General features: G+C 57.5%; 25 protein-coding genes, 1 tRNA gene, 1 other RNA gene and 1 pseudogene. 12 read left to right on the forward strand and 16 right to left on the reverse strand.

Annotation, left to right across the window (positions count from 1 at the left end):
- Positions 1 to 5: 5 nt before the first annotated feature.
- The 3 genes and pseudogenes from SynMVIR181_RS01060 to SynMVIR181_RS01070 all read left to right on the forward strand — a co-directional run.
- Complete coding sequence (locus SynMVIR181_RS01060; protein ID WP_186589690.1) at positions 6 to 1,172, forward strand: DegT/DnrJ/EryC1/StrS aminotransferase family protein; 1,167 nt, start codon at positions 6 to 8, stop codon at positions 1,170 to 1,172.
- Entirely contained in the window at positions 1,169 to 3,088 is a 1,920-nt protein-coding gene (locus tag SynMVIR181_RS01065; RefSeq protein ID WP_186589691.1) for a nucleoside-diphosphate sugar epimerase/dehydratase, read from the forward strand. The genes SynMVIR181_RS01060 and SynMVIR181_RS01065 overlap by 4 nt, the downstream gene beginning before the upstream one ends.
- Before the next feature lie 88 nt (positions 3,089 to 3,176).
- Positions 3,177 to 3,818 (forward strand): annotated as a pseudogene (locus SynMVIR181_RS01070) (SLC13 family permease); the annotation flags it as partial.
- Between the two features lie 151 nt (positions 3,819 to 3,969).
- On the opposite strand, the gene SynMVIR181_RS01075 reads toward SynMVIR181_RS01070, so the two are convergent.
- Positions 3,970 to 5,040 (reverse strand): acyltransferase, encoded by a 1,071-nt coding sequence (locus tag SynMVIR181_RS01075; RefSeq protein ID WP_186589692.1) that lies wholly within the window; start codon positions 5,038 to 5,040, stop codon positions 3,970 to 3,972.
- 151 nt (positions 5,041 to 5,191) lie between these two features.
- Here SynMVIR181_RS01075 and SynMVIR181_RS13185 point away from each other — a divergent pair, with 151 nt between their 5' ends.
- Together SynMVIR181_RS13185 and SynMVIR181_RS01085 are read left to right on the forward strand one after the other, a co-directional pair.
- A complete protein-coding gene (locus SynMVIR181_RS13185; RefSeq protein WP_255444350.1) occupies positions 5,192 to 5,320 on the forward strand; it encodes a hypothetical protein in 129 nt (42 codons plus the stop codon).
- A 1,025-nt stretch (positions 5,321 to 6,345) separates the two neighbouring features.
- Positions 6,346 to 8,100 (forward strand): SLC13 family permease, encoded by a 1,755-nt coding sequence (locus tag SynMVIR181_RS01085; protein WP_186589693.1) that lies wholly within the window; start codon positions 6,346 to 6,348, stop codon positions 8,098 to 8,100.
- On the opposite strand, the gene rimM is transcribed toward SynMVIR181_RS01085, so the two are convergent.
- The gene (gene rimM, locus SynMVIR181_RS01090) at positions 8,097 to 8,660 is read right to left on the reverse strand and encodes a ribosome maturation factor RimM (protein ID WP_186589694.1); all 564 of its coding nucleotides are present in this window, start codon (positions 8,658 to 8,660) and stop codon (positions 8,097 to 8,099) included. The two genes, SynMVIR181_RS01085 and rimM, sit on opposite strands and share 4 nt — an antisense overlap.
- Positions 8,661 to 8,696: 36 nt before the next feature.
- Between rimM and SynMVIR181_RS01095 the strand changes: the two genes are divergently transcribed.
- Together SynMVIR181_RS01095 and SynMVIR181_RS01100 are read left to right on the forward strand one after the other, a co-directional pair.
- Positions 8,697 to 8,879 (forward strand): NAD(P)H dehydrogenase subunit NdhS, encoded by a 183-nt coding sequence (locus tag SynMVIR181_RS01095; protein ID WP_186589695.1) that lies wholly within the window; start codon positions 8,697 to 8,699, stop codon positions 8,877 to 8,879.
- A 4-nt stretch (positions 8,880 to 8,883) separates the two neighbouring features.
- Positions 8,884 to 9,693: an ion transporter gene (locus SynMVIR181_RS01100; protein ID WP_186589696.1), complete on the forward strand. Its 810-nt coding sequence runs from the start codon at positions 8,884 to 8,886 to the stop codon at positions 9,691 to 9,693.
- Positions 9,694 to 9,825: 132 nt separating this feature from the next.
- On the opposite strand, the gene SynMVIR181_RS01105 is transcribed toward SynMVIR181_RS01100, so the two are convergent.
- From SynMVIR181_RS01105 to rnpB, 3 genes are all read right to left on the reverse strand, one after another.
- Entirely contained in the window at positions 9,826 to 9,999 is a 174-nt protein-coding gene (locus tag SynMVIR181_RS01105) for a hypothetical protein (protein WP_186589697.1), read from the reverse strand.
- Positions 10,000 to 10,008: 9 nt separating this feature from the next.
- Entirely contained in the window at positions 10,009 to 10,773 is a 765-nt protein-coding gene (gene rnc / locus SynMVIR181_RS01110) for a ribonuclease III (protein ID WP_186589698.1), read from the reverse strand.
- Between the two features lie 79 nt (positions 10,774 to 10,852).
- Positions 10,853 to 11,245: RNase P RNA component class A (gene rnpB / locus SynMVIR181_RS01115), an RNA gene on the reverse strand.
- 21 nt (positions 11,246 to 11,266) lie between these two features.
- On the opposite strand from rnpB, the gene SynMVIR181_RS01120 reads away from it, so the two are divergent.
- Positions 11,267 to 11,340: transfer RNA gene (locus SynMVIR181_RS01120), tRNA-Arg, on the forward strand.
- Positions 11,341 to 11,448: 108 nt separating this feature from the next.
- Here the strand turns inward: SynMVIR181_RS01120 and SynMVIR181_RS01125 are convergent.
- The 8 genes from SynMVIR181_RS01125 to SynMVIR181_RS01160 form a co-directional block, all read right to left on the reverse strand.
- Positions 11,449 to 11,922, reverse strand: a complete 474-nt coding sequence (locus SynMVIR181_RS01125; protein ID WP_186590425.1) for a GNAT family N-acetyltransferase — start codon at positions 11,920 to 11,922, stop codon at positions 11,449 to 11,451.
- Entirely contained in the window at positions 11,919 to 12,077 is a 159-nt protein-coding gene (locus SynMVIR181_RS01130) for a hypothetical protein (protein ID WP_255444351.1), read from the reverse strand. Before SynMVIR181_RS01130 ends, SynMVIR181_RS01125 begins: the two co-directional genes overlap by 4 nt.
- Positions 12,067 to 12,378 (reverse strand): hypothetical protein, encoded by a 312-nt coding sequence (locus SynMVIR181_RS01135; RefSeq protein WP_186589699.1) that lies wholly within the window; start codon positions 12,376 to 12,378, stop codon positions 12,067 to 12,069. Before SynMVIR181_RS01135 ends, SynMVIR181_RS01130 begins: the two co-directional genes overlap by 11 nt.
- A gap of 83 nt (positions 12,379 to 12,461) precedes the next feature.
- The gene (locus SynMVIR181_RS01140; RefSeq protein WP_186589700.1) at positions 12,462 to 12,782 is read right to left on the reverse strand and encodes a hypothetical protein; all 321 of its coding nucleotides are present in this window, start codon (positions 12,780 to 12,782) and stop codon (positions 12,462 to 12,464) included.
- Positions 12,769 to 13,050, reverse strand: a complete 282-nt coding sequence (locus tag SynMVIR181_RS01145; RefSeq protein ID WP_186589701.1) for a hypothetical protein — start codon at positions 13,048 to 13,050, stop codon at positions 12,769 to 12,771. Before SynMVIR181_RS01145 ends, SynMVIR181_RS01140 begins: the two co-directional genes overlap by 14 nt.
- 28 nt (positions 13,051 to 13,078) lie before the next feature.
- Entirely contained in the window at positions 13,079 to 13,240 is a 162-nt protein-coding gene (locus tag SynMVIR181_RS01150; protein WP_186589702.1) for a hypothetical protein, read from the reverse strand.
- A 1-nt stretch (position 13,241) separates the two neighbouring features.
- Positions 13,242 to 13,649, reverse strand: coding sequence for a type II toxin-antitoxin system VapC family toxin (locus SynMVIR181_RS01155; RefSeq protein WP_186589703.1), 408 nt, complete (start codon positions 13,647 to 13,649; stop codon positions 13,242 to 13,244).
- Positions 13,646 to 13,900, reverse strand: a complete 255-nt coding sequence (locus SynMVIR181_RS01160; protein WP_186589704.1) for an antitoxin — start codon at positions 13,898 to 13,900, stop codon at positions 13,646 to 13,648. Before SynMVIR181_RS01160 ends, SynMVIR181_RS01155 begins: the two co-directional genes overlap by 4 nt.
- Before the next feature lie 366 nt (positions 13,901 to 14,266).
- On the opposite strand from SynMVIR181_RS01160, the gene SynMVIR181_RS01165 reads away from it, so the two are divergent.
- A complete protein-coding gene (locus SynMVIR181_RS01165) occupies positions 14,267 to 14,425 on the forward strand; it encodes a DUF4172 domain-containing protein (protein WP_255444353.1) in 159 nt (52 codons plus the stop codon).
- 80 nt (positions 14,426 to 14,505) lie between these two features.
- Here SynMVIR181_RS01165 and mscL read toward each other — a convergent pair whose 3' ends face one another.
- The gene (gene mscL / locus SynMVIR181_RS01170; RefSeq protein ID WP_186589705.1) at positions 14,506 to 14,889 is read right to left on the reverse strand and encodes a large conductance mechanosensitive channel protein MscL; all 384 of its coding nucleotides are present in this window, start codon (positions 14,887 to 14,889) and stop codon (positions 14,506 to 14,508) included.
- A gap of 147 nt (positions 14,890 to 15,036) precedes the next feature.
- Here mscL and SynMVIR181_RS01175 point away from each other — a divergent pair, with 147 nt between their 5' ends.
- Together SynMVIR181_RS01175 and SynMVIR181_RS01180 are read left to right on the forward strand one after the other, a co-directional pair.
- On the forward strand, positions 15,037 to 15,390 hold the full coding sequence (locus SynMVIR181_RS01175) for a hypothetical protein (RefSeq protein WP_186589706.1): 354 nt from the start codon (positions 15,037 to 15,039) through the stop codon (positions 15,388 to 15,390).
- A gap of 36 nt (positions 15,391 to 15,426) precedes the next feature.
- On the forward strand, positions 15,427 to 15,882 hold the full coding sequence (locus tag SynMVIR181_RS01180) for a hypothetical protein (RefSeq protein ID WP_006853778.1): 456 nt from the start codon (positions 15,427 to 15,429) through the stop codon (positions 15,880 to 15,882).
- Between the two features lie 86 nt (positions 15,883 to 15,968).
- Here the strand turns inward: SynMVIR181_RS01180 and SynMVIR181_RS01185 are convergent, their stop codons facing one another.
- On the reverse strand, positions 15,969 to 18,491 hold the full coding sequence (locus SynMVIR181_RS01185; protein ID WP_186589707.1) for a glycogen/starch/alpha-glucan phosphorylase: 2,523 nt from the start codon (positions 18,489 to 18,491) through the stop codon (positions 15,969 to 15,971).
- A gap of 192 nt (positions 18,492 to 18,683) precedes the next feature.
- Here SynMVIR181_RS01185 and SynMVIR181_RS01190 point away from each other — a divergent pair, with 192 nt between their 5' ends.
- Positions 18,684 to 20,078: a cation:proton antiporter gene (locus SynMVIR181_RS01190; protein WP_186590427.1), complete on the forward strand. Its 1,395-nt coding sequence runs from the start codon at positions 18,684 to 18,686 to the stop codon at positions 20,076 to 20,078.
- On the opposite strand, the gene SynMVIR181_RS01195 is transcribed toward SynMVIR181_RS01190, so the two are convergent.
- Positions 20,075 to 20,389, reverse strand: coding sequence for a hypothetical protein (locus SynMVIR181_RS01195; RefSeq protein WP_186589708.1), 315 nt, complete (start codon positions 20,387 to 20,389; stop codon positions 20,075 to 20,077). The two genes, SynMVIR181_RS01190 and SynMVIR181_RS01195, sit on opposite strands and share 4 nt — an antisense overlap.
- Positions 20,390 to 20,407 lie beyond the last annotated feature (18 nt).

The raw sequence follows: 20,407 nt of genomic DNA on the forward strand, positions 1-20,407 counted from the left end.
CTCGCGTGACTCTCGCCCCCTGGCCCCAGTTCGACGCCGATCAGATCGACGCCGCCACCCGCGTGCTCGCTTCCGGCAAGGTGAACACCTGGACCGGCCAGGAAACCACCGCCTTTGAGCAGGAGTTTGCTCAGTGGTGCGGCACTGCCCATGCCATCGCCATGGCCAATGGCTCCCTGGCCCTCTCGGCCGCCTACCTGGCCATTGGCCTCGGGCCCGGCGATGAGCTGATCACCACGCCGCGCACCTTCATCGCCACCGCCTCCAGCGCCGTGCTGCTCGGCGCCAAGCCGTTGTTCGCCGATGTGGATGCCGAATCCGGCGCCATCACCGCCGCCACGATTGCACCGCTGATCACCCCCCGCACTAAGGCCATCTCCGTGGTGCACCTCGGTGGCTGGCCCGCAGACATGCCCGCGATTCTCGAATTGGCCCGCGCCCACGGCATTGCAGTGATCGAAGACTGCGCCCAGGCCCATGGCGCCCGCATCCACGGCCAGTCCGTGGGCAGCTTCGGCGATGTATCTGCCTGGAGTTTTTGCCAGGAGAAAATTATTTCCACTGGCGGTGAGGGCGGCATCGTGACCACTAGCCGAGCTGATCTCTGGGATCTGATTTGGGCCTTTAAAGACCATGGCAAAACCCATGAGTCGGTCTTCAGCCGCGAGCATCCGCCCGGCTTCCGTTGGCTGCACGAGCGCTTTGGCTCTAATTTCCGCCTCACGGAATTGCAGAGCGCCATTGGCCGAATCCAGCTGCAGCGTCTACCAGAGTGGACCGCCGCCCGTACCCGCAATGCCTTGTTCCTTGCCGAAGCCCTGGCCGATTGCTCCGCGGTGCGTGTGCCCCTGCCGCCCGAGGGAATCACCCATGCCTGGTACAAGTTCTATGCCTTCGTAAAGCCCGATGCGCTTGCCGATGGCTGGAGCCGCGATCGGATCCTTGCCGAGATCGCATCCCTCGGCTACCCCGCCCTTTCTGGCAGCTGCAGCGAGATCTACCTAGAGCGCTGCTTCAAGGAAGCTGGTCTGGCTCCCGCTGAGCGCTTGCATGTGGCCCGTGAGTTGGGCGAAACCAGCTTGATGTTCTTGGTGCATCCCACAATTACTTCTGAGCAGATGGCGGCCTATGCCGATGCTTTGCGTTCGGTGGTGAAGCAAGCGTGTCGATGAAGCTTTTTTCGTTGCGCCAGTTCGCTCGGCTCTCTCCCCTTGCCCGCCGCCTGTTGCTGATCGGTATCGACGCTTTGCTGCTGCCCCTGGCGATATGGTTAAGTTTCTGGCTGCGGCTGGCTCAGCCGTTCCATGCCAGTTTTATGGCTGCCGGTCTGTGGTTGCTGCCAGCGGTGTTGCTGGTTGGCCTTCCGCTGTATGCCTTCACCGGGCAATACAAAGGCCTCACGCGCTACGTCGGTAGTCGTGCCCTTTACCGCCTTGCCGGCCGCAATGGATTGTTTGTGCTGCTTTTGGCGGCTACCGGCATGATGCTGCGTTTGCCGATGCCTCCCCGCAGCAGCTGGATCCTGCTCTGGTTGCTGCTCACCGGCTTCACCGGAGCGGTGCGCTTTGCCCTGCGCGATCTGCTCCTGTCACTGCGCTCGGTTGCGCACAAGCGGCAAATGGTGCGTGTTGCCATCTATGGCTCCGGTGAGGCCGGTGCTCAGCTCGCTGCTGCCCTGCGCCTAGCGGGAAACCATCAGATCGTCACTTTTCTGGATGATGCACCAGTGCTCTGGCAGCGCACGATCAACGACATTCCGATCCAGCCTCCCCAAGTGCTGAGTGAGATGCAGGATCAGCTCGATCAGGTGTTGCTGGCAATCCCCTCATTGCCCCGCAGTGAACGCCGCCGCATCGTGGCTGAGTTGCAACGCCAGTCGATCCCGGTGTTGCAGATCCCCTCGGTTGATGACCTCACCTCCGGACGGGCCCAAATCGATGCGCTCCGCCCCGTAGCTATTGAAGATCTGCTCGGCCGTGATCCTGTTCCGCCCGTGCCGGAGCTGCTTGGCCCTGGCCTGCGTGATGCGGTGGTGTGCGTCACCGGCGCCGGTGGTTCGATCGGTTCTGAGCTCTGTCGCCAGATCCTGCAGTTAGCCCCCAGGGTTTTGCTCCTGCTCGAAAGCAGTGAACCGTCGCTTTACGCCCTGGAGCAGGAGCTCCGCCAGCAGTTGCCTGCTTCGGTGACCCTGCTTCCTGTGCTTGGCAGCGCCGCCAATCCTGCTCTGGTGCAGCGGCTTTTTGCAGACCATGGCGTGCAGACCGTGTTCCACGCCGCCGCTTACAAACATGTGCCTTTAGTAGAGGCCAACCCGTTGGCGGGCTTGGCCAACAATGTGGGCTCCACGCGGGTGGTCTGTCAGGCCGCCGTTGCCGTGGGCGTCAACGAGCTAGTCCTGATCTCCACAGACAAAGCGGTGCGTCCCACCAATGTGATGGGCGCTAGCAAGCGCCTGGCGGAGCTGGTGGTTCAGGCCTCAGCTCTTGAGGCGTTGCAGGGTGCCCATGCAGCTGGCCAGCCCTGCACCCGTTTGTCGATGGTGCGCTTCGGCAATGTGCTGGGCTCGTCGGGATCGGTGGTGCCTTTGTTTCGTAAACAGATTGCCGCTGGGGGACCGATCACACTCACCCACCCCGAAATCATCCGCTACTTCATGACGATCCCAGAGGCAGCAGAACTGGTGCTTCAGGCCTCCACCCTGGCCAAGGGCGGTGATGTTTTCTTGCTCGATATGGGCGAACCTGTGCGCATTAAATCCCTGGCCGAGCAGATGGTTCGCCTCAGCGGCCTCTCACTTCGCGATGCTCAAAACCCCAACGGAGAGATCGCCATCTCCTGCACGGGCCTGCGCCCCGGCGAAAAGCTCTACGAAGAACTGCTGATCGATGCCGAATCCGAACCCACCAAGCACCCCCTGATCTTCCGCGCTCAGGAGCGATCCTTGCCACCGGAGCTGCTCTGGCCTCGCTTGGATGCGCTCGATGCCGCGATCGCGGCGCAGGATGTTGAGGGAGCGCTGGCGTTGCTGGCGGAGCTGGTGCCCGAGTGGCAGCGAGGCGATCGTGTGAATGAAGCTGTTAGGGCCTAGAGGCGCTCCCTGATTTTTCTTTGGCTGCCTTTAGCGCGATGTCCGATGCTGAGGACGTCTTTGTATTGCCGATCCCTGTGAGGCCGTCTTGAGCGCCTTGGTTACCTTGCTGCTGTTGGCGCTAGCGATCGCCTGTTTCATCGGCGGTTGGCTCGCGCCTGAGCTGGTGGCCTTATTGGCTGCAGGCCTGCTCATGGCCACAGGGGTGCTCACACCCAATGAGGCCTTGGCTGGTTTTGGCAGCCCTGCCCTGATCACCCTGGTGGGCTTGTTTGTGCTCTCCAACGGCCTGCTGCACAGCGGCGCCTTGGATCGTTTGCGCGAACTGCTGGCATCACCGCGGATCCGCAACCCCAGCCAGTTGATGCTGGTGTTTGGCTTTGTGGTGGCGCCGATTTCGGGGTTCATCCCCAACACCCCGATCGTGGCGATCTTGCTGCCGGTGGTGCAGGGCTGGTGTCAGCGCCGCGGGATCAGCCCGTCGCGGGTGTTGATGCCGCTGTCCTTCGCAACCTTGATCGGTGGCACGATCACCTTGATTGGCACCTCTACCAGTTTGCTCGCTAGTGATCTGGTTGCGCGCCTCGGCTATGGCACCTTTGAGCTGTTTTCTTTCACAGCGATTGGCATTCCGGTATGGCTGATCGGGGCCTGCTACCTCGTGATTGCAGGCCGTTTTCTGCCCGATCGCGGCGACCAAAGCGACGACAATCTGCAGGCCTTAAGCCGGGTTCGGTCTTCAACCTGAGACTTCACTCTATGTGACTGCGTCCTGAGCTCCCTGTTGGTTTACAGATAGCGGTGTATCTTCACTGTCCTCACCAATGTAGATAATGTTTGTTTTATCGGGAAAGTTAAATTCCAAGACAGTAACAATCGAATCAAGAAGCCAGCTTTGGGACAAGGGTCTTCCTAAGTTCTAGACAAGGCTTTTCGAGAAAGATCCAAGAACAAATAGAAATCAAAGTAGTGAAAAGCAAAAACAGGAAAAACAAATAATTTTTACCTACTCCAGCGAAAGCAACAAGTGACAAATTTATTACTGGCATGTGATAAAGATACAACCCGTAGGAAATGTCTCCAGGCAGCTGAAAGCGTGAACTTACCAAGCCCAAACCAACAAAGAATGCTCCCAATGACAGGTTTGACATCAAAACGCTAGGAATGCCACCTAAGCCAACCAGTCTTACGAGTATCCCTAAAAATAGACCGGAAAATATCAATAAACGGCTACATTTAGCCTGCCCCAATCGTGTCAATAATCTAACGAATGAAGCGCCCAGGAGGAATTGACCTATATAAGGCAAGACGGAAACACTCATAAGCTTTAGATAGAGTGATGCGTTGCGAGGGGAAGTACCATCTCCCGCCAGAATAGACCCAGTTAAATAATGCTGCAAAGAGAAACTAGCCCAAACAACTCCAACGGCGATAGTAATAGCAGTTAAGCGGTTGCGGCGGAAGATCCAAGCCAAGGAGGAGGTGAATAGCGGAACGAGTATGTAGAACTCAATCTCAACAGGGATAGTCCAGAGAGATCCATTCATTACTCCAACCCCGAAATCTCTCAGCTGATCTGGATTAAAGAAGGTCACAAAAGAACCCTGACCCAGAAGCCAAGCAAATCCAAGAGGAGAGAGTGCAAAAGAAGCTTTACCAAATAAAAGGCATATCAACCATCCAAAAATTGCAGCACACCAGAGCGCAGGAAAAATCCTCAGAGAGCGAGACACTGCATAAGATTTCCAACCCTCATGAGATGTGGAGTTATTAATCCATGAGATAGAGACTAAGAAGCCAGAAAGCGCAAAGAAGATTGGAACCCCAGGAAATGAAAACAAAGCCCCAACAAGATCGGGCAATGGGTAGTCAAGGTGTGATGCGCCATGGTGCAGAAGAACCTGCAATGCTGCATACAGCCTTACTAAATCAAATAAATTATTACGATCCAACCGAATCATTTCACCATCCTATGATGTCAACTAATCCAATGTTACACGGAGAGGATCCCGCACTTGCTTGGGAGGACAAATTCTGCCTTGATAACTGGTACGTAGATCATCAGAGTTTTTTCTAGATCTGCGTATTTTCCTGATCACGATCTTGAAAGTAATCCGTCGTGAGGGGATCAGCGCGGATGGTGAAGCCACCGTACCAACCAACCTTCACTGGTGGTGGCCTACGCCGATGAAAGAATTGTTCTCTGCAATGTGGTTTGGCATGCCGAGCTAATAGCTGAAATGGTCATCGATACTTGGATTCCATCGAAAACTTTTACCTTGATTTCTTCTGCTTCGAGATTGTTCTGGGCTGACCTAACTCTGTTAATACGCGGCTAGGATTCCAAGTAAAAATTATTTTCAAAATGTTTACTTGTTGTTTTATTGCATGCACAATATTGCTCTCTTAAAGCTTGCCGGCTCATGGGGCAGGCTATTGTGGCCTCCTTGGCTAAGCATCTTTGACAACATAGGAGGCTTCCAGCGCCTAACGCGCTGATTTCTTCAAGTTCATTCTATTTGGCTGTTGGTCGCTCACCTTTATTGTTAGCTGAGCTTTTGGAACATAGGAATACCTTGAGCGGTATCGTTAGGACTATCGCCGTCAGTCCTCCGCCGATTCAATACCTAAATCTCTATTCTCCGCGCCAATTCTGTTGTCACGACTTAGCCTTTTAGTGTAATAGCTGAATCAATACTCATAGCTCTGCCAAACTGATTAAGATTAGCCTTGATGTTTGCTTGTTCGGTAATCATTTTTTTTTGAATTTACTTGTTGGTATATCGTAGATTGTTGATTCAAAAGTCTTTCCACTCAGTCAATAGTCTTTCAAGAAAACTGGGGAAGTAGTTTTCCGAGTTTTTAAGGACTTTGATCGCTATTAAAATTTACGTCACATTGTATTTTTGATTTTGTTTGCAAGTCGGCTTGAATCTGCCATTTCGGCCAATTACATATGTTTTGACGTCGCTACTCGCCGGAAGCCCTGTTGACAGAGAGCGGTACTCTATATATCTACAGTGATTACCTTTGCTATGGGTAAAATCTTATCAATTTCCAGCCATCTTCCTGAAGATGTTTTGACAAATAGCGAGCTGTCTTCTCTGTTTCCTGAATGGAGTGCTGACAAGATCTTCGATAAAACTGGCATTAGGCAGCGGTATATTGCAAAGGAAGGTGATGCTTAAATTACTTTATGCTTTCATGCAGTTAAAAAATTAACAGGTGTATAAGTTGCCGATCCCTGTGAGGCCGTCTTGAGCGCCTTGGTTACCTTGCTGCTGTTGGCGCTAGCGATCGCCTGTTTCATCGGCGGTTGGCTCGCGCCTGAGCTGGTGGCCTTATTGGCTGCAGGCCTGCTCATGGCCACAGGGGTGCTCACACCCAATGAGGCCTTGGCTGGTTTTGGCAGCCCTGCCCTGATCACCCTGGTGGGCTTGTTTGTGCTCTCCAACGGCCTGCTGCACAGCGGCGCCTTGGATCGTTTGCGCGAACTGCTGGCATCACCGCGGATCCGCAACCCCAGCCAGTTGATGCTGGTGTTTGGCTTTGTGGTGGCGCCGATTTCGGGGTTCATCCCCAACACCCCGATCGTGGCGATCTTGCTGCCGGTGGTGCAGGGCTGGTGTCAGCGCCGCGGGATCAGCCCGTCGCGGGTGTTGATGCCGCTGTCCTTCGCAACCTTGATCGGTGGCACGATCACCTTGATTGGCACCTCTACCAGTTTGCTCGCTAGTGATCTGGTTGCGCGCCTCGGCTATGGCACCTTTGAGCTGTTTTCTTTCACAGCGATTGGCATTCCGGTATGGCTGATCGGGGCCTGCTACCTCGTGATTGCAGGCCGTTTTCTGCCCGATCGCGGCGACCAAAGCGACGACAACCTCCAAGCGCTAAGCCGGGATGGCTATCTCACGGAGGTGGTGATTCCGCAGCGCTCTCCGCTTTGTGAGGTCACCTTGCATGAGAGCCGCTTGCAGCGCCGTTTTGATGTGGATGTGCTCGATGTCCACCGCGATGGCCAACGCTTGCAGCCGCCCCTGGCCCAATTGCGTTTGCAGGCTTCTGATCGCTTGCTGTTGCGCTGCAGCCGCCAGGAGCTGTTGCGCTTGCAGCAAGACCGGATGGTGGATTTAGCCGGCACCTTGCTCGCAGAAGAGTTGCCCCACATCCGCCATGCCGAAGTGTTGGTGCCTGCCGGCTCTTTGCTCGCCGGTGCCACCCTGCGTGAGCTGCGTTTTCGCCAGCGTTTCAATGCCACGGTTCTGGCAGTGAACCGTGCCAACAGCACCCTGCGCGATCGCTTGGGACGGGTGGTGCTTAGAGAAGGAGACATGCTCTTGCTGCAGGCTCCACTTGATGCCTTGCGCGGTCTGCAGCAATCCAGCGATCTTGTGGTGCTCGATCAGCTCGACGACGATCTGCCCTCCACCCACCGCAAGGGCCTGGCCATCAGCGTGATGCTTGCCGTGCTGCTGCTGGCAGGTTTGAAGGTGATGCCATTGGTGGCAGCGGTGCTGGTGGGCGTGGGGGTGTTGGTGATCGGCAAATGCCTCGATGCCGGCACGGCCTTGCGTTCGATTCGCTGGGATCTCTATCTGCTGCTTGGTGGTCTCTACAGCTTCAGTGTGGCCTTGCAGAAAACGGGGTTGGCTGATCAGGCGGCCTCAAGCTTGCTCACGCTGTTGCAGCACAGTTCCGCCTACACGTCTTTGTTGGTGATCTATGCGATCACCCTGGTGGCCACCGAACTGCTCAGCAATGCGGCTGCCGTGGCCCTGGTTTTACCGATTGCTGCTGCAGTGGCCACGGGCTTAGGGCAGCCGCCAATGTTGTTTGCCACGGCCGTGGTGTTTGCAGCCAGCCAGAGCTTCCTCTCGCCGATTGGCTATCAAACCAACTTGATGGTCTATGCCCCTGGTCGCTATCGCTTCCTTGATTTTTTCCGATTTGGTTGGCCGTTGTCGCTGGCCTACACCCTGATGGTGCCTTTGCTGTTGCTTTGGTTCGCTTAGAGCTCCAGGAGTCCTGGCGGCGGGGTGAGCAGCAACCAGCCCTCCTCCAGCTGCACCTCGGGCACGATCGCTTCAACAAACGGAACCAAGACCGTTTTGCCGCTGTGGAGCTTGATCTCCAGCAGGTCATTGCCGCCGCTGATCAGGTTGCTCACCGTGCCGATCGCAGCATCACTTCCGGCCAAGCGTGCCTCCAGGCCCACCAGATCGAGCAGATGGAATTCGCCTTCAGCCAGTTCGGGCCGGTCCTCGGCGGGCACCAGCACGGTGCAACCCACGAGCGCTTCGGCGCTGGCGCGGCTGTTCACGCCCTTGAGGCGCACCACATAGATGCTTTTGCCTGGCAGTTGCCGGCCTTCGAGCAGCTCCACTTCTTTCGGTTCTGATCCCTTTGTTTGCAACCAACGAGGCCCCGGTTCCGTGAAGCGCTCTGGAAAGTCACTGGCGGGGTTGAGGCGTAGCTCGCCCCTTAAACCCTGAGCGCCCACGAGCTTCCCCACAGGCATCCATTCGTCTGCGCTGTTCGGATCAGCTGAGCTGGGAGACGGAGTGGAAGTCATCGTTCGATAATGGATCCACGACTGCCCATTTCTCGTATGGCCTCCGCTGCACCGATCCTGCCTGGCGCCACGGTCACCGTGGTGGATGCCCGTTCGATCTATGCCGGCTACACCGGCTTTGTGCAGCGCATCAGTGGCGATTGCGCCGCCGTGCTGTTTGAAGGCGGCAACTGGGACAAGCTGGTGACAATGCGTCTGAGCGATCTCAGCGCCGCCTGATCTGGTGTCGTTGCGCCTGCGCTTTCGGAAGATTGTTCTTGATGCAGACACCCGGGCCGGCCGTGTCTACAACCTGATCATCTTCGGCACGATCTTGCTCAGTGTGGCTGGATTGTTGGTCCAACCCCATCCCTTGAGGCTGGCCGCGCCTGGGGAAGTGCCCAGCTGGGTCGGGCAACTCGAACATGGTTGTTTGTTGGTGTTCATCGCCGACTTTTTGCTGCATTTGTGGGTCTCGCCCTGGCCGCGCAAATACTTGTTCAGCTTTTACGGCCTGATTGATGTCTCAGCCGTTCTGTTCTTTTTCGTTCCCCAAATCAGCAGCGGCCTGATCCTTTGGATCTTCAAATTTGGGCGGGTGCTGCGCGTGTTCAAGCTGCTGCGCTTCCTCGATGAAGCTCAGTTGCTTGGCAATGCCCTAAAAGCCAGCGCCCGCCGCATCGGCGTGTTTTTGTTTTTTGTGGTGATGGCCCAAGTGGTGCTGGGCTACCTGATGGTGCTCGTGGAAAGCAGCCATCCAGAAACGCAGTTCCAGACCGTTGGCCAAGGGGTGTATTGGGCGATCGTCACGATGACCACCGTGGGTTACGGAGACATCGTTCCCCAAACCGTGCTCGGGCAATTGCTGGCTGCGGTTGTGATGCTGCTGGGCTTTGGAATCATTGCCATTCCCACAGGGATCATCACCGTGGAAACGATGCAACAGGTGCGCCGCGGTGGCCGCAGCTGCCTGAGTTGTGGAGCCTCAAGCCATCACAACAAAGCGCTGCACTGTGATCAATGCGGGGCGGTCTTGCCTCCCCTATCGGCGTGAAGCGTGATTCTCTGATCGCGAAAGGTGGGGGGTGAAACCTCCAACGTGCCAACAACTGTCGCGACTCAGCTCCCAATCTGGGATCGTCGAGAAGCCACCAGAGCATGATCTGGGTATCAAGCAGACAGCGCATCAAAGATTGAAAAGTTGGGCAACCTGCTGATCCATGGCCTCTCCAAACGCTTCATCCACGTGGGAGGCCTGAAGGGAAAGAGCAGAAAGACTTCCAGGCTCCTTCAATCCGCGAGTTTCAGCGCAGGGATCCCATTTCAGATCAGCCTTGCCTTCAGCGGAGTCGTTGTTCAAATCTCTGCCTCAGCTGCTTTGAGTTTGAGAGCTTGATAGAACACTTGCAAGTGTTGTTTGTTGCATCGCCGCTTTGGCCGCCTGCTGCTCCGCCTGACGCCTTGATCCGCCCCAGGCTTCTGCCGTTGGGCTGTTTTGGTCTTGAATGAACACCTGGCAATGAAAGCGCCGCGGATCGCCATGGCGCCTGCTGATTTCCTGGCAGGTGTAGGTCGGCAGCCCTAGCCCCTGGGCTTGGGTCCATTCCTGCAGCGCCGACTTGCTGTTTCCGCGGTGGGGATCGGCGAGCACCTCATGGCTCGTTTCGCGCCAATAGGGAGTGAGCCACGTCTGCACTGGAGACACCATGCCGCTGATCCGGTAGATCGCACCGATTAGGGCTTCGCAGTGCTCGGCGCGGAGGGTGGCCCGTGCGGCCAAGTCACCGCTGGCCTTGGCTCCAAGATTCAGCAGTGATTCAATCCCGATTCTTCCCCCCAAGTTCGCCAGCCAGCGGTCGCTCACAAGCTGTGCCCGTAAGGCAGAGCGTTCCCCCACAGGCATCTGAGGATGTTCGGATTCGATGAAATCCGAGGCCGCCAGCCGCAGCACGGCATCACCAAGAAATTCCAGCTGTTCGTGGTGGCGGGCGAGCCCTGTGGAGGTGTGGGTGAGCGCTTCGTCGAGATGCTCCAACTGCTCCTGGCCCAGTTCGCTCTCTTTGGTACCGCTTGAACCGGCAACCAGTTGGCGCCAGAGCTCTTTTAGTTGCTGTTCACGCTGGGGAGTGATCACAGCAACTCCTTCGGATGCGAATGCCTTGGTTTTAGCTGCACGTTTCTGTTGATGCAGCCAGAGGGACCATCAAAAAAAGGGGTGAAAGCAGGACATAAGCCGGGTTCTGTTCACCCTTCCAAGGAAGGGGGGTGATCATCTATCTGGGATCGCCGTTACCGACGACCTCGAGCGGCGCACTCTGGCGGAACGAGGAAGATGGCCACCCGTCGTTCCTTGGCCTTGCTCCCAGCCGGGGTTTACCGAGCCAGCACCTCTCGATGCTGCTGGTGCGCTCTTACCGCACCTTTGCACCCTTGCCTGTGCCGGCAGAACCGGCCATCGGCGGTGTGTTTCTGTGGCACTCTCCTCACGGTCACCCGCACTGGGCATTACCCAGCAAGCCTGGCCATCGGGGAGCCCGGACTTTCCTCAACCGATGACTGCAGCCCGAGGGCAACACCCATCCATTGCGATCACCTCGCCTACTTTCAACCCCCATAATGGCCTGCGAGGGGCTGTAGCTCAGCCGGATAGAGCGACGGTTTCCTAAACCGTAGGTCGTGGGTTCGAGTCCCGCCAGCCCCGTTTTGTGAAACCCCGTTGACTCCATAACTTTGATGGATTTCAAGGGTCGAAAAGAGGCTCCTGCCAGCCGTTGCTGTTGGGGGCGATCCCACCGGCGTGAAGCCTGCTTCAGCGCCCCATTGTGCGGCGGATGTCCTTGAGCAGCAGCAACAAGTGCAGGGGATCAGTGGGTGATCGCTCGAACTCAGGGATCAGATGTTCATAGAAGCCTCGGGCTTGCCGGGATTCGGCATGCACCAGCAAGCCGCGGCAGCCGATGGCGTCGCTGAGGCTCGCGACCCTTGAGATCACATCCAGCAGCAGAGCCGCACCGAGGCCTTGGCCTTTATGACGTTCGTCGACCCCCAAGCGGGCCAGCAGGGCAACGGGCTGCGTGATTCCCACGCTCGCTATGCACCAGGCGTAGTAGGCAACGACGGCTGATTGATCGATCTGTGTGACCCCAAACACGCGGGTGGTGCCAGTTCCATGGGCCTGCTTGGCGAACTCCACCAGCCAGGTGGTCTGCTCCTTGGAGCGGCAGAGAAAGCCTGCGAGTTGGTGACGGGCCGCCAGCAGCTCCGGAGGGCTGTAGCGGCTCACGTCTGGGGCTGATCCGCCGCGGGCTTGGCAAAGGGCGAGGGACGCTCCAGCAGGCGCGTCAGGCCGGGCAGGCTGCGGGCCGGGCGGCTGTTGATCCGCTCCCATTCCTGCGGGGCGTCTGCATCGAGCAGGACGTGCTGCCGATCAGCCAGCACCCTCTGTGCGGCTAGCCGCCCCTGGGAGAGCAGGAAGGAACTGCGGTCGTCCTCTGTGGCCCGCAGCTCGATTCGGCTCGTCTTGGCCGGCCGGTTGCCGGGCGGCGTTGGCCTTCACACGACGGTTGCTGGGTGCGTGTGCCGGTCCCAGCTCTTCACTTGGTGAGGGCTGCTGAGGAACAGTTCGTTGATCGCCTTGGCCACCAACTGGATTTCCTTGCGCAGCCTGCCCAAGAGATCCGACACCAACGACACCTTGGCTCCCTGCTCCAGCTCGCGCAGGTCGCGGTGGGATGTTCATGCATCTCCATGTCGCACTGCGACCAATGGCTTTCTTCGAGCAAAGCGTTTGTTAACGGTCCATCGGAAGGTGCACAAGAGTCTTCACAGTTTTCCGTAAGTTGAATCATGGTCTGGGGCGATGCTGAGCAGCCGCATAAAGTCGCCGTCTCTGTGGGCCGTGGCCCGGCGTGATCGACTGATCCGCAATGAGTAGACCGCGTCAATCTCCGAAGGAGGCTTGATGCTGGTGATCTTCTCCCACTTGAGGCCCCGGTCGCCATAGAGCTGGTTCCAGGTGAGCTGGCGGATCTTGTTCAGCGTGTCAAGCGCTGCATGGCGCTCAGCCTTCTGCAGGCTCAGCAGTTGCCCCTGGAACACCGGGTTGTTCAGATCCAGACGGATTGTTGGCTCAGGCTTCGCCATGGGCGAAGGCCTTCAGGGTGTCCTCCAGATCAGCATCCGCTGGCGGATGGCTGGCAGACCATGCCATTGCAGCTTGTAGGTGTTCCGCGGCGGCGGGTTCATGCAACCAGCGCTCGTTATCAGGAATCACCGTGGCGGTGCGAACGACCCAGACACCAGGCTCTCTTTCCTCGACGAGGACATGACGACCGGAGTATTGCTTGCCCAAGGAGATCTGACCGTTACTGCCGACAAGCTTGAGAACAGAAGGGCAAGAATTGGTAGCCATAATTTGACGGATTCTTGCAAGCACTAAATCATAGCCTTCGTGCGGCACCAACAGCGTCTTCGGGAGCGGGCGCAGGAGTCGCCGGCTGTGGAGCGTTGATTGCCAGAGGCGTAGGCGGCAAGCGCTTGGCCCTGGCGCAGGCGGGGTGCTGAGGCGGCTGGGCTGTAATCGTGCTGGTCTGTGGGGTCAATTCAAGCTGCCCAGTCCACCAGCTGCAGCCCCTCGATCCGGCTGAACTCGCCGACGTTGTGGCTGACCAAGGTGGCGCCGATGCTCAAGGCATGGCAGGCGATCCAGAGGTCGTTGGCACCAATCGGTGTGGCGCGGCGCTTCAAGGCGGTGGCCTGAACGGCGTAGTGCTCACAGATGCCCTGCCCCTGCGGATAAAGCACATGCACCAGGCGGGTCAGCGCTTCCAGCTGCTGCAAGGTGGCCTCTCGGCGCTGACTGCCTTCCGCCCCGCGCAACAGCTCGGCCCAAGTCACAAATGACATAGCCAGGCTGTCTTCGTCGCTGATGCCATCGATGCGATCAGCCACCTGGGGCGGACGGTTCTTGGTCAGATAAATCAGGATGTTCGTGTCGAGCAGGTAGATCACAGCTCGTCTCGTTCCTGCACGGGCAGCTTTTCGGCCTGTTGCTGCTCCAGTGCGTCCACAAAATCCGCATCAAAACCGTTGAGCGCCTGCATCAGGGCCTGACCGCGCTGGCTGGGGCAGGGGTGAACGAGCAGATCACCCTCTGGGGTGCGGCTGATCTGCACCCGGTCGCTGCTGAGGCGAAACTCGGCTGGGATGCGCACGGCCTGGCTGTTGCCATTCATGAACACGCGGCTGGGGAGGACCTCCAAAGGAAACCTCTCTTTGTGTGTGTACGCGTAAGTATATACGGTATGAATCAGGGGCCTCTGCGCTGTCCTTAAATCCCGCAGGGGCGTTGAGCATGCCGTTTGCCTTCATGAGGCGGAGAAGGATTTGCCTGCTCTGTTTGGTGAGTGCCTGGGCAGGCTTGCTGGCTTCCGGAAAGTAGATGCAGGGTTTTACTGTCGCTCGGAGTGTTCCCGAGCGACGGTCATCGGTTCGAGTCCCGCCAGTCCGTTTTTTGAATCCCTACGGGCCGCAGAGCTTTTCATGGAGTCTCAAGTCCAGACACTGGCTCAATGAAGCGATTCCTTGCTATGAATTGCTTCGCCAGATGAAGCGATTAAGCTGGATTAATGGCTTCATCCTGGATATGGCAGCAGCCAGACTGGCCCCGGTTCCGTTGGAAGAGCTCTGCTCTGGAGCCTCTGCTTGAACAGGCCCGTACGGCACGCCATGAGCTGCTGAGCAGGCTGGAAACGCTGGAGCCCCCGCTTGATGGCGAGGCGATCTGAGCGAACTCGTGGAACAGCAGGCGATCGAGCCGATCGGGGAGGGTCGCAGCCGCGCCTATCGGATCCATTGGCCAAGCGCTTCAGAAACCCTTGCGCTCTAGAGCTTCGGTAAGCCGAGTGATGGCGGAAGCCAGTTGAGCTTGGGGGTCAGGCTTTGTTTCGGCAATGACCTCTTGCTTCCGCTTTGAGGCCCCAATTGATTTCACAATCAAAAAGCACACAAAGGCGATCACCAGAAAGTTGATGATCGCCACAATCACGCTGCCTGCTGGCCAGGAATTGATTGAGTCCACGTTGGCGGCCTTCAAGGCAGGCTCGAGCGCATTGGTCATCAATAAGGTGACAACCGAGCTAACTACCTTGCCGAAAGCTCCCGCAATCACAACGGCAATGGCGAGATCAACCACATTGCCTTTGTTGATGAAAGCCTTGAAGTCTGAAAACAAACCAAGCTTGCGAGCCATTTAGAGCGTGAACTGAATCCCATTGGATAGTCAGTCAGGCTGAACTTCTCCCTCTCATTGATACAAATTGATTGGTTGCCTTGGATTGATTGGATGGGCTAGCCAGATGCTTAAGTCCCGCTATTTTTGAGGGTGTGAACCGGTTCCATGACCCAGCTTCACGAGCTTCGGATGCGGCTTTTGGTTCAGCAGGAAAGCGAGCGTATCGCTGCCAGCCAGCCAACAGACCTTGATTTGTCTGTGGTGCAAGCGCGCTGCCTCTGCTGGCTCGCCCTCTTGGCGGAAGCCCATGAAGATCAGGCCAGTGATGCTGAGAGTCGTGGAGACACTGAACAAGCGATGGGTTGGTTTGCCGACTCCATGCGTTTGCGCGATGCGCTCAATGTGGTGAGCTCGATCGAGATTCCGCTTCCAGGAGTTGTGGACAGGGATGGAGATCCGTTAGGTGATCAGCTAGGTGATCGGTCTGGGTTCGATCAGGATCCACCGCTAGCGGCCTGATCAGGTGCGATGATGGCTAATAACTGAGGGTCTGCTTTGCCTGAAGAGCCCTGTCAATGTCCTGACTGTCAACGCTTTTATCGAGAGCACGACCGTCTGATCAGAGAGTCACCAACGTTGCGTCAGCAGCAGGAGCTGAGTTGGGCGGCGCTTCAAGCCTTTAGAACCCTGTCTGGTCGCGTGCTGGAGGATCTCCAAAAGCAACACGGCACTCCGGGCGCTGACGCCCAAACCCATGCCACCCCGATGGGTGGTGGAGAAGAGCCTGCTGATGCCATCCATCAAGCGATGGCTGATCTTGAAAATATCAATGCTCATTTGTTTTCCATCGAAGCGTTGATGGAGCGCATTTTTGATGTGCGTGTGCCCGACGATATTGAACAGAAATTCAGGGAGCTGGCCGGTGAGCTCGCCCCCGACCCTCTTAATGCTGATCGCTTGCGTTTGAATCGCCTGCTGCACCAAACCCCTGATCTTCCTGATCGCAGCTGAACCAGCTGAGATCAATGCCGCTCAAAAAAAAGCCCTCGCGTTGTGCGAGGGCTTTTTTAACGCAAGTTCAATGGCTGTGCCCTTAATCAGCGCACGTCACAGGTGATCTCAACCGGCATGGGCCCCACTTTCCAGATGTCACGGCAGTAGTCACGGATCGAACGATCCGATGAGAAGAAGCCGCTTCTGGCGCTGTTCAACACCGACATCCGGTTCCAGTGATGGCGATCGGTCCAGGCCAGGCTCACCGCATCTTGAGCGCGCAAGTAATCGGCGAAATCAGCCATCACGAAGAAGGGATCATTCCCCGTGAGGTTGTCGATCAGAGGACGGAACAGCTCACCATCGCCATTGCTGAAGTGACCCATCTCCACCAAGCGGATGGCCTCAGCGAGCTCAGGAACAGACTCCACCACTTCCCAAGGCCTGTAACCGCTTTGCTTGAGGGCAGCAATTTCTTCGACGGTCTTGCCAAAGAGGAAGAAGTTTTCTGCACCCACGTGCTCACGGATTTCCACGTTGGCGCCATCGAGGGTGCCAATCGTGAGCGCTCCATTCATCGCGAACTTCATGTTGCCGGTGCCGGAGGCTTCCTTGCCAGCCGTGGAGATCTGTTCGGAAAGATCCGATGCGGGATACACCTGTTCGCCCAGCTTCACGTTGTAATCAGCCAGGAACACCACTCGCAGTCGTCCGTCCATATCCGGATCTGCATTGATCGTTTCGGCGATGCCGTTGATGAAGCGGATGATCAACTTGGCCATGTAATAGCCAGGTGCTGCCTTACCTCCAAAGATCACCGTGCGTGGTGCCATGCCATCGGCCTGGCCATTTTTGATCCTGAGGTACTGGGTGATCACCTGCAGAGCGTTGAGGTGCTGGCGTTTGTACTCATGGATCCGCTTCACCTGCACGTCAAACAGGCTGGATGGGTCCACCAACACGCCCGTGTTGCGGTGGATGTAGGTCGACAGCTTGCGCTTCACGGAGAGCTTGGTGTCTTCCCAATGCTTTAGGAAGCCAGAGTCGTTCTGGCGATCCTCAAGCTTGCGCAGAAGCTCCATGTTGGTGACCCAGTCGGGGCCCACATGCTCATCAAGCAGGCTGGAAAGTCCGGGATTGGAGAGAGCAACCCAGCGCCTAGGGGTCACGCCATTGGTCACGTTGGTGAATTTTTCAGGCCAGAGCTCAGCAAATTCAGGCATCAGCTGCTCACGCACCAAGTCGGAGTGGAGAGCCGCCACTCCATTCACGTGATGGGCGCCAATGGTGGCGAGATGGGCCATGCGGATCGACTTCCCGCCGTCCTCATCAATGATCGATAGTTTGCGCTGAATCGCCTCATTGCCCGGGTAGCGCAAGCGCACCTGCTGCAGGAAGCGGCGGTTGATTTCGTAAATCAGCTCGAGGTGCCTAGGTAGCAGGCTCCCGAACAGGTTGAGATCCCATTTCTCGAGTGCCTCGGGAAGCAGGGTGTGGTTGGTGTAAGCCACGGAACGCCGGGTGATGTCCCACGCCTTATCCCATTCCATGTGGCGATCATCGATCAGCAGACGCATCAGTTCTGCGACCGCAATGGCGGGATGGGTGTCGTTGAGCTGAACGGTCCAGTACTCAGGGAAGTCGTCAACGGACAGCCCACGGTTATCAAGGCTGCGCAACATGTCCTGAAGGGAGCAGCTCACAAAGAAGTGCTGCTGTTTCAGGCGCAGGCGCCGGCCTTCATCGGTGCCGTCGTTCGGATACAGCACTTTGGAAAGGGTTTCGCTGCCCACCTTCTCTTCCACAGCGCCGTAGTAATCGCCAATGTTGAACGCGTAGAAGTCAAAGCTTTCTGTGGCATCGGCGCGCCAGAGACGCAGACGATCGCAAGTGTTCACGCGGTAGCCGAGAACGGGCACATCATGGGGTACGCCAATGGCGTGATCCGATGGGATCCAGCGCGAGCGGTAGTTGCCTTTGTCGTCGAGGTAGCTCTCCGTGCGGCCGCCAAAACCCACAAAGCAGGCCTGATCGGGTTGGGGCAGTTCCCAGGGCCAACCCCCCTTCAACCACTTGTCAGTGACCTCCACCTGCCAGCCATCACGGATCAGCTGATCAAAAATTCCAAATTCGTAGCGGATGCCATAGCCCGTGGCTGGAATTTGCAGGCTTGCGAGCGACTCCATGTAGCAAGCGGCTAGGCGCCCCAGGCCGCCATTGCCCAAGCCTGGCTCTTCTTCCACCTCGATAATTTGCTGCAGGGATTCAATCCCGAAGCGTTTTACGGCTTCTTCTGCTTCGTTTTGGATGCCCAAATTGAGCAGGTTGTTGGCCAGTTGCGGTCCAATCAGGAACTCCGCAGACAAATAGGCCACCGTTTTTTGCGGTCGAGCCCGAATCGCTTCAATGCTGGCCAGGTAACGGGTCATCAGCCGATCGCGCACGGCATAGCTAAGAGCCATGTACAGGTCATGACGGCTAGCAGATGGCGCAAGCTTGCCCAGAGTGAAAAACAGATGCTCTGTCATGCCGTCGAAGACGGCATCAGCGTCCAAACCGGCCCGTTCTGGGTCGGCGTAGCAACCAGGAGTTGGAAGGCGAAGATCGAGGGGTTCGGAGCTGCTCATGGAGGGAGAAATATGGCGTTTGCTTTTTGTGTTGGGTCAAGTGTGGTGGACTTGAGCGAAGAAAGCTTGAAACGGTGCAGGAACTGTGACCGAGGCGTCCTTTTTGTTGCCATCAGCAAGCACAGGTTCCTAATGCGCGGCCGCTGACCGTGTTTGCCCTTAAGGTCCCGCTGAGAAAACATGCCGATTCCGATGCTCGCTGCTGCGATGCCGCCCGTTCTCATGCCGCTGTTGGCTGAACTGTCTGCCCACGATCTCGAGATGGCGGGAACCTTGATTGGGGTTGGCCGCTTCATGCTGATTTTCGTGGCGGCGCGAGCGCTGGCTGAGGTTCTGGTTCGCCTCCAGCTCCCCACCATCCTCGGAGAGCTGCTGGCTGGTGTGCTGATCGGCGCCTCTGGTTTGCATCTCTTGGTGCCACCTGAAACGCAAGTGGAGCTAAGCAATGGCCTGGTCACCCTGCTGAGCTCCCTTGGCAATGTGCCCCCCGAATCGGTGACGGAGCTCTACAACGAGAGCTTCCCAGCGCTGGAATCCGTGGCGCAACTGGGTCTGTTTGCCCTGCTGTTCCTCACCGGTCTAGAGAGTGAGCTCGATGAGCTGATCGCCGTTGGCACGCAGGCTTTCACCGTTGCTGTAGCGGGTGTGGTGTTGCCATTTGCCCTGGGCACGTGGGGGCTGATGGCGATTTTCCATGTAGGAGCGATCCCGGCGATTTTTGCAGGTGCGTCGATGACCGCCACCAGCATTGGCATTACCGCCAGCGTGTTTGGAGAACTCGGATATTTGAAAACCCGTGAGGGGCAGATCGTGATCGGTGCGGCCGTTCTCGATGACATCCTCGGCATCGTGATCTTGGCTGTGGTGATCGCCTTGGCCTCCGGCGGAAGCCTGGAAATTGGACCAATCGTCAAGCTCGTGGCGGCCGCCGCTGTGTTCGTTGTGGCGGCGATTGGCTTGAGCCGCACGGCTGCCCCCGCGTTTGACTGGCTGATCGACAAACTCAAGGCACCGGGTGAGGTGCTGGTGGCCTCATTCGTGATTCTCGCGCTGAGCTGCTTCACCGCCACCGCGATTGGTTTGGAAGCCGCCCTTGGCGCCTTCGCGGCTGGCCTGATCCTCAGCAGCTCAAAGCACAATCACGCCATTCAGCAGGCGGTGCTGCCGATTGTGACCTTGTTCGCCACGATCTTCTTTGTGCTGGTGGGTGCCGGCATGGATCTCTCGGTGATCAACCCTTCTGATCCCGCTAGCCGCGCCGCCCTGATCATTGCCGCCTTCCTGTTTGTGGTTGCCGTGATCGGCAAGATTGCTGCGGGATGGGCCTTTGTGAGCAAGCAACCCACCCGCCGCCTTGTGGTGGGGCTTGGAATGATGCCTCGCGGAGAGGTGGGTTTGATTTTCTTGGGACTAGGCACTAGCGCCAAGCTTCTGTCTCCGTCGCTTGAGGCGGCGATTCTGTTGATGGTGATCGGCACCACTTTTCTGGCACCGGTGCTGCTTCGGTTGGTGATTGGTGGTGATAAGCCTGACGACGACGACAAGGTGGATGGCGAGGTGGCGGCTGATCCCGTTGGTTTGATTTAGTCCCCTTGCCCGCGGGCGACCACGAGAAACAAACTCCAGCCAATGGTGATTAAGGCCAGGCTGGAGGCCCAGCCTGGACCGAGCGCCCAGGCCAAGATGAGTTGGGTGATCACACCCACAGCAAGGGCGAGCAAAAGACTGCTGATCACCAACGCGGCCTGACGCCAGGCCCCAGTGAGGGGGCTGTCCTCCAGGCTTGCCTCCAGTCTTTGCAGGGGGCCACTAAGCGGCAGGTAGAGGGCAAGCGCCCAAAACAGGCCTCCGCTGAGCGTGCTGCTTTGCAGCAGGGGCCCCATCTCGTAAGTGTCCATCGTTGGCAAGTGCTCGGC

Source organism: Synechococcus sp. MVIR-18-1, from assembly GCF_014279835.1.
Taxonomy (GTDB): domain Bacteria; phylum Cyanobacteriota; class Cyanobacteriia; order PCC-6307; family Cyanobiaceae; genus Synechococcus_C.

What these genes read in the sequence shown, in the direction of transcription:
- SynMVIR181_RS01065 (WP_186589691.1), top strand. Translation starts at nt 1,169, where the DNA reads ATGAAGCTTTTTTCGTTGCGCCAGTTCGCTCGGCTCTCTCCCCTTGCC.
- rimM (WP_186589694.1), bottom strand. Translation starts at nt 8,660, where the DNA reads ATGACTTCCACTCCGTCTCCCAGCTCAGCTGATCCGAACAGCGCAGAC.
- SynMVIR181_RS01095 (WP_186589695.1), top strand. Translation starts at nt 8,697, where the DNA reads ATGGCCTCCGCTGCACCGATCCTGCCTGGCGCCACGGTCACCGTGGTG.
- SynMVIR181_RS01135 (WP_186589699.1), bottom strand. Translation starts at nt 12,378, where the DNA reads ATGAACATCCCACCGCGACCTGCGCGAGCTGGAGCAGGGAGCCAAGGT.
- SynMVIR181_RS01140 (WP_186589700.1), bottom strand. Translation starts at nt 12,782, where the DNA reads ATGGCGAAGCCTGAGCCAACAATCCGTCTGGATCTGAACAACCCGGTG.
- SynMVIR181_RS01145 (WP_186589701.1), bottom strand. Translation starts at nt 13,050, where the DNA reads ATGGCTACCAATTCTTGCCCTTCTGTTCTCAAGCTTGTCGGCAGTAAC.
- SynMVIR181_RS01165 (WP_255444353.1), top strand. Translation starts at nt 14,267, where the DNA reads ATGGCTTCATCCTGGATATGGCAGCAGCCAGACTGGCCCCGGTTCCGT.
- mscL (WP_186589705.1), bottom strand. Translation starts at nt 14,889, where the DNA reads ATGGCTCGCAAGCTTGGTTTGTTTTCAGACTTCAAGGCTTTCATCAAC.
- SynMVIR181_RS01175 (WP_186589706.1), top strand. Translation starts at nt 15,037, where the DNA reads ATGACCCAGCTTCACGAGCTTCGGATGCGGCTTTTGGTTCAGCAGGAA.
- SynMVIR181_RS01185 (WP_186589707.1), bottom strand. Translation starts at nt 18,491, where the DNA reads ATGAGCAGCTCCGAACCCCTCGATCTTCGCCTTCCAACTCCTGGTTGC.
- SynMVIR181_RS01190 (WP_186590427.1), top strand. Translation starts at nt 18,684, where the DNA reads ATGCTCGCTGCTGCGATGCCGCCCGTTCTCATGCCGCTGTTGGCTGAA.
- SynMVIR181_RS01195 (WP_186589708.1), bottom strand. Translation starts at nt 20,389, where the DNA reads ATGGACACTTACGAGATGGGGCCCCTGCTGCAAAGCAGCACGCTCAGC.